The organism is Undibacterium paludis (assembly GCF_022568815.1).
Taxonomy (GTDB): Bacteria; Pseudomonadota; Gammaproteobacteria; order Burkholderiales; family Burkholderiaceae_D; genus Undibacterium.
Genome location: NZ_JAKZHX010000006.1, coordinates 329,903 through 343,540 on the forward strand (window position 1 = coordinate 329,903; position 13,638 = coordinate 343,540).

The following is a 13,638-nucleotide window of genomic DNA, read 5'->3' on the forward strand; positions in this document are numbered from 1 at the left end:
AAGCGATTATTTGCTTAATATCAAAACTTGATGAGGAAATATTTCTTTATGGGAGTGATACAAGAATTTTTTTTGGAATTGCGTGATCGACTAATCAATCGAAAGAACGCTGATTCTCGTCATGTTTTTACTGATGTTTCGAATGAACCGTTTAGTGGAGCTGGCACGGTTTTGTCCATGAGCATAAAAAATGCCGATATGCTTACTAGCAGAATGCAACCTCATGAACTAATTCAATTTCTTTCCGAAGAGCAGAACCAAGTCGTAAATTTAATAAAAAAATGGCAAGGAGTCATAATTTATCAAGTAGCCGGAGAGGTTCTTGCGTACTGGAGGGATATTGAGTCGGCATCTGCCCCTGTTGATGCTAAGTCGGCATTTTCAGCAGCTTTGAGTATTCTAAAAACGTATTCTCCGTTATTAAATGTACGAATTGTTTTGGCCGATGGAAGTATTTTTGGAGATACTTTTGGTCCTCAACAACAGTTTCAAATACGTGGGACGGCAGTAACATTGGCTGAAAAGTTAATGATGATTCCAAATGAAAATTTTTCAAATCGGCAGCATGTAATCTTAATATCCGAAAAGATTGTTCCGTTGCTGAATATCGATGAATCGGATATGCGCGTGATTCGTCATATGCAAGATGGCATGAATATTTTCGAGCTGGTGAGATATGAGTGATCAATACTATATTGGATTGAGGAATTGAAGAGCACAACACAATCCAAACCCACTAAACAGCATTGTTTTGACTTGTTACAACTCCCCCAAGAATGTTGTATGTAAAATTAACAATACTTGACGCGGGGCAATTTATGTGAATTTATTTTTAAATAATGCTTGCTACATTAGTTAACAATTGCTAGCATGCGGCGTTTGCAAATTTTCAATGACGTCTGCCGCGCCAGTTTCACCTCAGCTCAAGCACAGACTCAATTCGTTCAATTCAGGGGTCTGTTGTGCATCCATTTTTGCGTACACTCGTACGAAATGTATTCGTTTGTCTTGCGGTATTGATGTTAATCACAGGTGGGAGTGCAATTGCACAAACTTCTGTATCCATAGTTAATGGCTTAAAATGGTTAAATACCCAAGTACAACCCGATGGGCATTTGGCAGTTGAAACCTCATCAATCGCCGTACCTCTTCAGGTACGCAGCGAGACAGCGCAAACCCTGCAATTGCTGGCAACCTCTCCCGGTGAACTCAATAACCTCATCGTCTCCGACCAGGATGCCAGCACAGAATACCTGGCCCGCAAGATTATTGCGCAGGCTGCTGTCCAAGGTGATACCTCTTCGCTCGTAGCCACATTGGTCTCGCGCATTAATGCAGACGGTGGTTTTGCCAGCGCCCCCGATTATGCCAGCTCAGTTCTTGATACTTCCCTATCCTTGCTGGCTTTAAAGCGGGCTGGAAGAACAGACGGTGTGGCAAATGCAATCGCCTACCTGCAAGCAGTGCAGCAAACAGACGGGTCATTTCAATTGATGGGGCGAACGGATATCTATAGTAGTGTTTACGCCCTGGCAGCGTACCGGGCACATGCAAGTACATTTGCTTTAAGCGCATCCATCCAGTCCAGCGTCAACTACCTCCTGAGTCAACAATCCTCTCCCGGTACTTGGAATAACTCAGTCTTCCTCAGCGCCCTTGCCTACGAAAATCTTCACGACTTTATTCCTGCTGCGCCCATGGCGAGCGCGCTACAAAACTATATTTTAAGCACCCAGATGCCTGACGGTAGCTGGGGTGGTGACCCATACCAGACAGCTGTAGCTTTGCGCGCCTTGAGCGCCAGTCAGTTGAGTCCGACAAATCCAGGTCTGGGAATCATCAAAGGTCAGTTGCTTGAAAGTCAGACAGGTCTGCCAGTCGCTGGTGTCAAAGTCACCTTGTCTGGTGCCGCCACAGCCGAGTTGACTACCGCTGCCGATGGTACGTTTGTGTTCAATAATCAGGCGCCAGGTAACTACACCATCAACTTTATACTGGCTAACTACAGCCCACTGAATACAAGTACTGTTCTTAAGGCAGGCCAAACGCTGGATTTGGGTGTTTTGAAACTCATTAAAGCCGCTAACTCAACAACAGCAACAATTTATGGTGTTGTCACAAATGCCTCTACGGGCGCACCGATTGCAGGTGCGACAATTTCTGGCGCGTCCTTCTCGGCGGTTACCGATTCCAAAGGTGCTTATCAGATAACCAACCTTCCAGCTGGGGATATTGCGGTCACTGTCAGCTATGCAGGACTCCAGACAATAACTAGCACGCTGCATACGGCCGCCGGTGCAACATTGACGTTCTCGCCAGCACTGTCAGCACCTTCCAGTATCAAAGGCCAGGTTGTGGATAGCCAGTCCGGTACACCGTTAGTGGGTGTGCATGTCGTACTGAGCGGTAATGCGACCGTTGATATAGTGACCGGTAGTGACGGTAGCTTTGTATTTGGTCAACAGTCCCAGGGCAGCTATAGTGTGACAATTGCGCCCCCGAATTACGGAACATTGACCGCGACGCTGACGCTGGCTGGTGGTCAGGCAATGGATTTGGGCGTGCTGAAACTGACAAAGGCAAGTAATGCAGCCACAGGCAGCATTTCTGGCGTAGTCGTCAATGCCGCAAACGGGTCACCGATTGTAGGTGCAACAGTTTCAGGCTCGGGAATTTCCGCGACAACAGATGCCAGCGGTTCCTATCAGATTAGCAGTGTAACGCCAGGCGATATTCAACTGACAGTCAGCAAAACAGGCTTCAAATCAGTTATCACTCCAGTACGTGTCACAGCAGGCAACAATTTTGTATTCTCACCTAGTCTTTCCGTTGAGACGCCCGTTGTAACAAGCTCTACTGTGACTGGGCTGGTGCTGGACGCCGGAACAAATGCACCTTTGCCAGGCGTCGCTATTGTTGCCACTGATGGCGCTGGTCCGCACACTACGACCAGCGATGCCCAGGGTAAATTCACTTTCTCCAATTTGGTGAGGGATAAAAATGCCGGTGTAAGCCTGACTTTCTCAATTGCACAGTATGTTGATTCCAGCAATTACGTGCTGATAGATGGCATAGCGCTTGTTGATATGGGGCAGGTCAGGTTGCGCAAGGTCAAGGCAGTCAAATTGCTGCCTGACGTTGTTGTTACCAATGTCAGTCGCGTTGCCGCGATGACCGACCCACAATCCTTGAAACTCACTGGCCAGGTCAGTGTCTCTCTGCAGAATCAGGGAGCCGTTGATATTCCAGCGGGTATGAAACTGCTGGCATTCCAGGATACCAACAAGAACGGCATCTACGATGCAGGTATAGATCAGCAATTAGGAAGCCTTGTCTTTGCAGAGACCTTGGCGGTGAATGAAATCAAAACTGTCCAGGTCCAAGTACAAGGCACCATGCCATTCAGGGATGCACCTATTTCAGTCTGGGCAGACAGTGATCAGGTATTGATAGAAACAAACAAGGCCAATAACGTCGGATCAACCGCGAGCGCGGCAGCCATCAAGCCTAACCCTGGCTTATTCCAGCCCAAGATCAAATGGGAATGGAAGGGCAGTCCTGTCATGCCTGAATACACAGAAGTGATGAACACACCTATAGTCTTGCCGATACAAGACACAAACGGTGACGGAAAATACGATCAGCGAGATATTCCTGGTGTCGTATTCAACAGCTTTAAGGGCGTCAGCTTTTACGACGGTGTTTTGCGTGCAGTCAGTGGTAAAGACGGTTCCGATCTTTGGACCGTTTCAGACCCTACTTTGCGCACGATGCCGCACTCCTCGCTGGCTGGTGCTGACCTCGATGGCAATGGCAAGGTATCTATCGTTGCAGTGAGAGAGGGCGGTGGCTTGATGGCAATCGATAACACCGGCAAACTCAAGTGGCTCAGCGCAGACCGTTCCATGGGGGCTGACTGGCTGTTCTGGGGTGGCCCATCAATTGCCGATCTTGATCATGACGGTAAGCCTGAAATCGTGCTTGGTAACATGGTCTTCAATTCAGACGGTACTACACGCTGGAAGGGCAGTAGCAGTGACTATAAAGGTGTCAGCTATGGCGGCTACTCATTTAGTGCGCTGTCTATTGTGGCCGACATCAATCTCGATGGTAATCCAGTTGTATTGGCAGGTGCGCAAGCTTATCGCGGCAGTGATGGCGCCACCTTGTGGAAAAACACCACAGTAGGTGACGGGCTTGATGCGGTAGGTAATTTTACTGGCGACCAGTACCCGCAAATTGCGGTTGTTGGCAATGGTAAGTTGAGCTTGCTCGATCACAACGGCAACATCATCTGGGGGCCAGTCAATATTCCTGGTGGTGGGCAAGGTGGTGCACCTATTGTGGCTGATATTGATGGCGACGGTATCCCGGAAATTGGCGTCGCAACGGCATCTCGTTATACTGTGTTCCGTGGGGATGGTTCGATCTTGTGGAGTAACGTCGTGCAAGACCTGACTTCTGCGGCTACGTCATCTTCAGCATTTGACTTTGCGGGCAATGGTCAGGCACAGGTTGTCTATGGTGATGAAATCGCGCTGCGTGTATACCGTGGTGCAGACGGAAAATCCTTATTTGAAACACCCAATTCCAGCGGCACGGCCTTTGAAGAGCCAGTGATCGTTGACGTGGACGGTGACGGCCATGCAGATATATTGATCGCCGCAAATCAATGGACATTCCCCAATGGTCCGGGAATCTTCCATGGTCTGCGCGCATTCAGTGACGTGAATAACTCCTGGGTTGCCGTGCGCAAGATCTGGAACCAGCACAGCTACCACATTACCAATATCAACGACGATGGCAGCGTCCCGCGTTTTGAAAAGAATAGCTGGGAGGTCGGCAATAACTATCGCCTCAATGCCAGGGTTGGCGCACCAGCTACAGCCGTGCCTGATATCACTGCATCCTATATACGGGTCAATGATCAGGGCGCCACGAAACCATCCACTTTCACTGTTCGTATTGGTAATGCAGGTTTGTTGCCGATATTGGCGGGTACCAAAGTAGCTTATTACAGCGGGCAAGCTGGAACAGGCGGCACTCTGCTGGGTACAGCAGTGACCAGTGTTGACCTGAACGTCAATGAATACCAGGATGTTAGCCTCAGCTTCACGGGCTCTGTCGCCGATATCAAGACCCTCGTGGTTGTTGCGGATGATGACGGCACAGGCATACACTCGTTAGAAGATTTTGATTTGACTAATAACAGTGTTTCACTGAATCTGGCCAATTTGCCGGGCAAATTCGGCATCACTGTCATGGCCGACCAGGCCAGCTACCAATCCAACAGCAATGCGCAGGTGAGCGCGGTGGTCAGCAATCTCGGCAGTCTTGATAATAATGCCCAGGTACAATTCAGCATTCAAACAATCGATGGTATCAATGTGGCGAGTTTGCCAGCGCAGACAATTAAAGTTGTGGCTGGCGCACAAGCAAATGTCAACGCTGTCTGGAACACGGGTACAACCCTGTCTGGTAAATACCAGCTGGTAGCACAAATCCTTGATGCTGCTGGTCAGCCATATGTTCAGGCAGTGACGGCATTGAACATCGTTAGCCCTGGCACAGTGCTGAGCACCAAGGTAACCGTTGATAAGATCAGCTACGCACCGTCAGATACAGTGCAGTTGAGCGACACCATCAATAATCTTGCACAAAACCTGCCGGTCGATAATATTCAGGTTGTCACTACCGTGACCAATCCGGATGGCACAGTACGTTTCAGTAAAACCGAAACTCTGGCCCAACTGCCGTCAGCGAATAGCAAAAATTACGCCTATAGCCTTGCGCTGGCGGGAGCGCCTGCTGGTCAGTATGCGGTCAAGGTTGTTGCAACCGCTGGCACCACTACGGTGCAATCCACGACCAGCTTTGTAGTGACATCCTCCGCCAGCAACGGTAATGGTCTCACTGGCACTGTGACAGTTACTCCGTCCAAGGTACAGGCGGGTAGCACATTAACGCTCAACTTCAGTGTCAACAACCAGGGTAATAGCGCCCTGACAAACCAGACACTCAGTGTTAACATCATTGACCCGGTTGGCCAAAAAGTTATTGCCCAGTTCCCATACACGACCAATCTCGACAAAGGCGGTATCTTCACTGGTAACACAAGCTGGGTAGCTAGCGCCAGCAATGACACGACGTATGTCGCTACGTTGACAGCGAGTTTCGGTGCCAATACTGTCACACTGGCACAAACCAACATCAGTGTCACGGCTCCACAGTACAAACTCGGCGCTGTTATTGACAATGACAAAACCAGTTACGCACCGACTGATACCGTCAAGTTGCACGACAAAATCAGCAACCTCTCAACAACTCTTGCGGCGGCCAGCCTGCAAGTACAGGTCACCGTCAAAAATCCTGACGGTAGTACCCGTTTCACCAAAACTGAGAGTCTGACCAGCCTGGCAGTCAATGCGGCGCAAGACTACAACTACAGCATCAGCCTCAGCGCTGCCCCGGCCGGTCAATATACGACCTCAGTCGTCGTCAGTGATGCTGGTAACACTGTTCTGGCGCAAGCCAGTGGCGGGTTCCTGGTCGCTTCTACTGCCACGACCGGTAGTGGCCTGAAAGGCAGCATAACCGCTTCTGCCAGCCAGGTTCCGGTTGGCAATACAGTGAGCTTCCCGTTCACCGCCAGCAACCAGGGCAATGCTGATTTACCTAATCTGCCGCTGACAATCAGCATTACTGACAGCAGCCAAAAAGCACTTGCCAGCTTCCCGTATAACACCAATCTGGGCATGGCAGCACAGTTCAGTGGTACAACGGACTGGGTTACTGCTGGTACAGCAGGCAGCCAGTATACGGCCACCCTCAGCGCCAAAGTCGGCAGCAACACCCTGACACTGGCTCAGGTCAGCTTTACACTGACTCCTTCCGTCGTCAGTCTGAACATCAAGCAGGCAGCAACGCCATGGCAAAACGTGCTCGTCTACAGTGCCTGCAAACGCGCTGCGGATGAACTGCTGGGTAAATGTGCTGCCACCAAATTCCCGACAGAAAATGCCGCGACTCTGGCGCAGTGCGATGCCAGCAGGGCAAGTGCACTAGACACTGTCCTGTCAAACCAGGGGATCAGCCACACTATCAGCACTGACGCAGTAACTTTCCTGACGCAACTGCGTAGCGGTAATTACAGCACCTACTGGGTCAGCAACGGCGCCAGTGCATTGCCAGAGCCTGCTGCGTCTGAATTGCTGGCCGCGATCAAACGTGGTCAAGGCTTTATGCTTGACAGCCTGGTGACGGCAACCAATACCCAGTTGGCGCAGTGTTCAGGCGTCACCAATAACGGTGCCTATGCAACAGCCTTGCAACAACTAAGCCTGGCTGGCGGCGTGTTCAGTGGTGCTGATCTGACCGGACCTGCTACCCAGATCAAACTGGCAACGGCAGGTGGCACGACAGAGGCAACACTGAAAGGCACAACCACCAGTCCAGGTATCGTCAGCGCCAACTATGGCAATGGCAAAACCCTGGCATTTGGTTTTGACTGGAATGACACCTTGAAAGCGCAAGCCAATGAAAGCCGCTGGCCAGCCATGATCAAGCAGAGCCTGGATTATCTGAACCCGGCAACTGTTGATCTGAACGCATTGCTGCCAGGTGACGTCAGCACAATGAACAGCACCATCACCAATGCCGGAGCAGCCCAACCTGTACGCATCGTCCAAAGTCTGCCTGCCGGTTCTGTGGTCAAGTCCAGCACGCCAGCCGCCACAATAGGCAGCAATGCCAATGGCGACGTCACCGCCACCTGGAACCTGACTGCCGCCTCTGCTGCCGACACAGTAGTATCCGTACGCTGGCAGGCGCCCGTATCTGCTGGTACCTACAACACCAACCTGGCCGTCAGCATGGTCAACGGTGGCAATGCAACGCCATACAAGTCACAAGACCAGGCAGTCAAGGTACAAAGCGCCAGCCAGATCAATGCGCAAACCATCAGCTTGATACAAGGTTTGAGTTTGTCAACGCCAGCACAGCTTGCGCAACGCACAGCCATCATTGACTTGCTGAACCAGGTTAATACCGCCATGGGCAGTAACGGCATGGACAAAGCCCTGCGTCTGCTGATTACGGTACAGGCGAAGATGAAGAACATAGAAACCGGCATAGGCCCGGCCAGCAAATCCCTGGCCAACCTCATTGCCGTGGTTGAGAGGCAAGTTGCGCGTTAAGCGTGACGGTAAAAACAGAAGAATTGAATGATCATGACATTACACTTACAACAGCCTTTCAACTTCAGCTTACGCCTGCTTGCGCGTAATGCAGTGCTCCTGTGCCTTTCAGCAGGGCTGATCTTGTCGCCAGCCCTGGCGGGTGCACAACAGATTGACCTCGGCGTCGCAGGGCAATATGCAGCTTTCGTCTTTGGCAATGTTAGCAACATCACCAACGTCGATGGTCGCATGGCAGTCGGTGGCATACTCAACACCCCTGGCGGCACAGTGGGTGGCAGTGTCAACTACAACGATACCAATCCCGTCATGGTCGTTGCCGGTAATCTCACTTCCTACGGTGGCAGCCTTGGTAATAACAAAAACAATGCCTATGCTGTGTATGCCGGTACGCTCGGTTCCAAGGCAGCGACCTATCTTGATTTCCGCAAGGTCGCTATCAGCCCCATTGATTTTGAAGCCGAACGCGCCTACCTGAGCGTGCTGTCGCAGCAGATACGCACCACGCCAGCGACAGGTACGGTCAGCCAGACCTATGCTCGCGTCACCCTGACTGGCAGCAACCGTGACATAGAAATCTTCAATCTTACCGCTGATCATGTCATCAGCACTCACGACTTTGACCTCGTCAACGTCAAGCCCAGCGCCTACATTATCCTCAATGTGGCAAGCGACGCCCAGCGTACCCTAAAGTTTGGCATCACCATGACAGAATTCATCAACCGCCACAGCAAGGTTCTCTTCAATATGTACGATGCTGAATTGATCAACTTTAACAATGCAGGTGTATTTGGCAGCATCCTGGCGCCCTTTGCCTGCATCAAGAATTCAGGCGGCAAGATAGAAGGTACTGTCATTGCAGCGAGTTGGGATACCAATATGGCAGTCGGTTCCACCCTGTTTGTGCCGACCAATTGAGCTGGTTCAAGACAAGCCAGGCAGTAAAAAATATTAAAAAAGCGACCCAGTCGCTTGAATGACCCATTAAGAAGAGCACACTATGTTCCGCAACAACACCATACAACGCAGCATCTCCAGTCTGGTTTTAGTCACCTTTAGCAGCCTGACGCTGTACCCATGTTCGGTAGCGGCACAAGCACGCGCTGTGGCAGACCAGGCAAAGAATGCCTTGGGTGGAAGAAATAGTGGCGCAAGTGGGCTTGCGTCAAGCAAATTCCCGGCGCTGGCAACGGGCGGCAACAGCAATGCGGTCACCAAACCAGCAAGTCTAGAGGAACGCCTAAGCCAGTTACTCAAACAGATCCAGGATGACGTCAAGGCGACAGCGCCAGTAGTCAACGCATCAAGCAATACCCTAGCCAAAACGGGCCTGCTCGCCTTAGCGGCAACAACCAATAGCAACACCACATTGCTTAACCAGCGTGTCAGCAGCATACGTAATGCCAACACACAGATCAAAGCAATCTACAATGATATAGACCAAAGCTTTAAAGACACAGAACAGCACCTCAAGGATGCCAAGCTACCCGCAGAGATACTGGCACGTCATCGCAAGGCCGTTAGTGACTATCAAAGCCGCCAGACCGAATTCAACAAAATCATGGACAGGGTAGTCCAGGCTGACGACAAGGGGCAGACCAGTGACCGCCAGACAGCCTTGACTGATCTGAGCGGCTTTATGGACAAATACCCCAATACCAAACCGCATCAATATACAGACCCCAACAAGCTGCCCTTCGGCAGCCCCAGCAACAAAGTCAGAAAGCCCAACGAAAGCAAGGCCCAATACCAGGCTAGCCTGTTCCCACCCAAGTATGACAAAGTCATGCTGGCAGGTAAAATTCCCGATGGACTACAACTGGCCCAGGCCACTTTGCCAGCCATCCCCACTGCACAAGACACCGCTGAGACAGAAGACGTACAACTGACACCAGCCATCAAGGCCCAGGCAGCCGCTTTGAGCAATAACCCCGTACAAATCTATAATTGGGTCAGAAACAACATCAGTTTCATCCCCAGTTACGGCAGCATACAGGGCAGTGAACTGACATTGCAAAACAAACGCGGCAATGCCTTTGATACGGCCAGCCTGCTGATAGCCTTGTATCGCTCGGCAGGCATACCAGCGCGCTATGTTTACGGGACAATAGACGTGCCAGCAGACAAAGTCATGAACTGGGTAGGCGGCGTCACTAAGATTGAAGCAGCGCAGAGTTTGTTAGGGCAGGGTGGCATCCCCAATATCGGCCTCAATAATGGCGGAAAGATTGTTGCTGTACGTATGGAGCATGTGTGGGTGGAAGCCTTTGTGGATTACACCCCTAGTCGTGGTGCGGTCAATAAGAATCCAAATACCTGGGTGACTATGGATGCGAGCTTCAAACAGTATCAGTTTACTGCGGGTATGGATATCAGGAATAAAGTCCCGGTCAACAGCCAGGATTTACTCACTCAGATACAACAAGGCGCGACTGTCAATGAAGCAGGTGGTTATGTGCAAAACTTGAATCAGACCAATCTGCAAACGCAGATTAATAGTTACCAGACCCAGGTACAAAACTACATCAACAGCCAAAAAGCCAATGCCACCGTGGGTGACGTACTGGGAACACAAAAGATCAAGACAGAAACCTATGGCATCCTGCTGGGGAGTTTGCCTTACAGGGTAGTCACCACAGGCAGTGAATTCCAGACCCTGCCAGACAATCTGCGCTGGAAGTTCAAGACCAACCTCTACCCGGCAGATGGCATCAGCACCAGCGATACCCCCGTCATCGAATTGAACCGTAGTACACCGCAACTGGCGGGCAAGAAAATCACGTTAAGCTTTGTGCCAGCGACGCAGGCAGACCAGGATTTGATCAACAGCTATATGCCAAAAGCACATACGGATGGCACACCAATACAACCAGGCGAACTGCCGACTTCTTTGCCGGGCTATTTGTTGAACATGAAAGCAGAATTCAGGGTGGAAGGGCAGGTTGTTGCCACCAGTGCCAACAGTTTTGCGATGGGTAGTTCGGTAAAGCAAGCCAACCAGTATTTCAATCCAAGTACGGGTGTCTGGGCCGGTGGGGATGACAATGACGTTACTGTGGGTGAGTATGATGCGATTGGGCTTGATTTGCAGGGGGTGAGTCCACAGCAGCTTAAGATTTTGCAAGACAGAATTACGGCCACTAAAGACAAGCTGACGCAGTTTCAACAAAAGCCAAGTGACACTTCAATAATAAGTAACCTAACGAAGGATGAAATTACTGGTGATTTTCTAGAAGCTGGAATCATTAGCTATTTTGTTAATGTGAATGTCAGAGACCACCTAATCGGACTGTCTGAAGATAATGTCTCAATTTTTCGTTTACCCAGTTATGGGCGTGTTTACACTGCTGTGGAACCGAATTATTTTTTTAGTATTATAAGAAATGTCAATTTTCCTGGTTTGATGATTGATATTGACTACCTCCACTCTCAAGTGGAGGTGAAATATAATGTGAGTACCATTAAGAAGAATTTCGTTCGTCAAATTGGAATGGCTGCATCGGCAGAAGAACATATGACTTTAGAGGCAATAGTCAAAGCGGGTTCTTTAGCTGATACAGATCAAATACAGGGGATATCGGCAGTAAAAGCACTCGCCGTTGCTGCTAGTCAAGGACAAAAAATATACACACTTAATTCTTCAAATGCCGCGATTCATAGCTTGGTGCTTCAAAACTTGCAGATCAATCAAGACATAAAATCTGAAATTACTAACGCTTTAGCTGTAGGAAAAGAAGTGACTGTTCATGAAAGGAATATAAGTACATTTGGGTGGACGGGATGTGGCTATTTGATTACTGATTCAGATACCGGTGCAAGTGCTTATAAGATTTCAGGTGGCGCAAATGGAGGTTGGGTTGGTCCAACACTAACTGTTTTATTTATGAGTGTTGGCATTTATTTAATGTTAATCCCACTGTTCATTTTATGCTCTGCATATTTATTGCCCATCTTGCTAACTCTTCTTGGATTTCTTCAAGTAATTGCCATTCAAAATATGGAACAAGGCGATACTCGAGGATACTTGGCAAATCTTGGTTACGGAGAAATGTCTACAGGTATGGCTGCAATTTGGGGTGGACCAATTTTTGGTATTTTGATATTTTTAATCATGTCTTGGTTAAATGTTAAATATGCGTTTTACACTGATCGAATTAGGGAGGTATATGTCTAGTGGGAAAATGGATGTTGTTAGTGCAAAGTTGACGCTATTTGCAAGGATAGCAATTGTCCTGCTAATTTTTGTGGGAGGGAATGCCTTAATTATATTTTCGTCGCATTTTGTTCCAGTTGAATATGCTCGACTCTGGATAGCGATTTTAGGTGCATTGGATTGGATATTGACTTGGGCGATATGGAATAAATTAAGCCGTAAACAGTAATTGATCGTTTTTAGTTGTTTGTCTTCCCCTGTTGCCGTGTTCAGCGTTTAGTTAAACCAAATCCCTCCGCCAGTTCTGCACTTTTTGCAGAAAACAGCGGAGGTTTTGTTTTAGTCGAACACTGAGCTGACTATATTTTAATCAGTGCGAACAAAAAACTTATTGTGACACTTGCCGGATTTATACAATCATCAATTTCATCGCTTTGACTTTGTTAAATTTGACTTTTAATTAGAAAGGCTTCGAATGAGTATCCAGCTTTGGGCGGCGTGGGCTATATTGTTGCTTGTGTGTTCTGTTAGTACATATGCTCAATTGTTTGTAAAGCAGTTAAGGCAACTCGCGCGTTGGTTTGGAGTCGCTGTCTTGATGACATATGTGACAAACGAGTTTTTTGTAATAATTTATTGCGGAAATCATTTAGCTAATTTTGTGGCGCTAAGCTTAACGTGGTTTGTTTTGTTTTATGCTTTTCCGTTTGTTTATTTTAAGTTTATAGACAAATCCTTGAAAATTAAAAATGGCCACTTGGTTGGTTATTTCGTTTTTTCTTTATTGATTCTGTTGCCATTTAGTTATATTCAATATTTTAAAATTTCAAAACTATCGTGTGCTTGAATTCTGTCCTTGCTCTGTTCGGCGTTCGATTAACCACTTATTGGCATCTGGTTCGATCTGCATTTTTTACAGAAATCGATAGATATTTGGGCTTAGTTGAAAAACATAGGTGAGGTCACCAATTAGCCCTCGGTACTAAAGCAGTCGAACAGCATACTCGCAACACATTGCGATCAGGTTTACTGCGCCATCACACACTTGTTTCAAAATGCTGCCGTGCCTTTTGCTTCAGCCTGTGGTCGCGTGAATCGCATCAGTATCCCAAATGGATTAAGCGGAAGCATTGTTGACTTTTCGCGCTGGCGGCTTTACTTCCCCAGGAACATCTCGGTGTCGTTTTGTGTTCAAACATGAATTGTGTCCGCAAGAATATATATTTAAGTTTTGAGGGGCGTCATTGATGCAAATATTTACAAGTTGGGGGAGAAAAGACTCTCAATTAC

4 protein-coding genes are annotated in these 13,638 nt (G+C 48.7%); all 4 read left to right on the forward strand.

Annotation, left to right across the window (positions count from 1 at the left end):
- The first annotated feature begins 48 nt into the window (after positions 1 to 48).
- The 4 genes from LZ463_RS12765 to LZ463_RS12780 all read left to right on the forward strand — a co-directional run bounded on the left by LZ463_RS12765 (position 49) and on the right by LZ463_RS12780 (position 12,369).
- Complete coding sequence (locus LZ463_RS12765; protein WP_241456113.1) at positions 49 to 684, forward strand: hypothetical protein; 636 nt, start codon at positions 49 to 51, stop codon at positions 682 to 684.
- A gap of 431 nt (positions 685 to 1,115) precedes the next feature.
- Positions 1,116 to 8,195 (forward strand): carboxypeptidase regulatory-like domain-containing protein, encoded by a 7,080-nt coding sequence (locus LZ463_RS12770; protein WP_241456114.1) that lies wholly within the window; start codon positions 1,116 to 1,118, stop codon positions 8,193 to 8,195.
- Positions 8,196 to 8,228: 33 nt separating this feature from the next.
- A complete protein-coding gene (locus tag LZ463_RS12775) occupies positions 8,229 to 9,113 on the forward strand; it encodes a choice-of-anchor A family protein (RefSeq protein WP_241456115.1) in 885 nt (294 codons plus the stop codon).
- An 82-nt stretch (positions 9,114 to 9,195) separates the two neighbouring features.
- Positions 9,196 to 12,369: a transglutaminase-like domain-containing protein gene (locus LZ463_RS12780; RefSeq protein WP_241456116.1), complete on the forward strand. Its 3,174-nt coding sequence runs from the start codon at positions 9,196 to 9,198 to the stop codon at positions 12,367 to 12,369.
- The last annotated feature ends 1,269 nt before the right edge of the window (positions 12,370 to 13,638 follow it).

What these genes read in the sequence shown, in the direction of transcription:
- LZ463_RS12775 (WP_241456115.1), top strand. Translation starts at nt 8,229, where the DNA reads ATGACATTACACTTACAACAGCCTTTCAACTTCAGCTTACGCCTGCTT.
- LZ463_RS12780 (WP_241456116.1), top strand. Translation starts at nt 9,196, where the DNA reads ATGTTCCGCAACAACACCATACAACGCAGCATCTCCAGTCTGGTTTTA.
- LZ463_RS12765 (WP_241456113.1), top strand. Translation starts at nt 49, where the DNA reads ATGGGAGTGATACAAGAATTTTTTTTGGAATTGCGTGATCGACTAATC.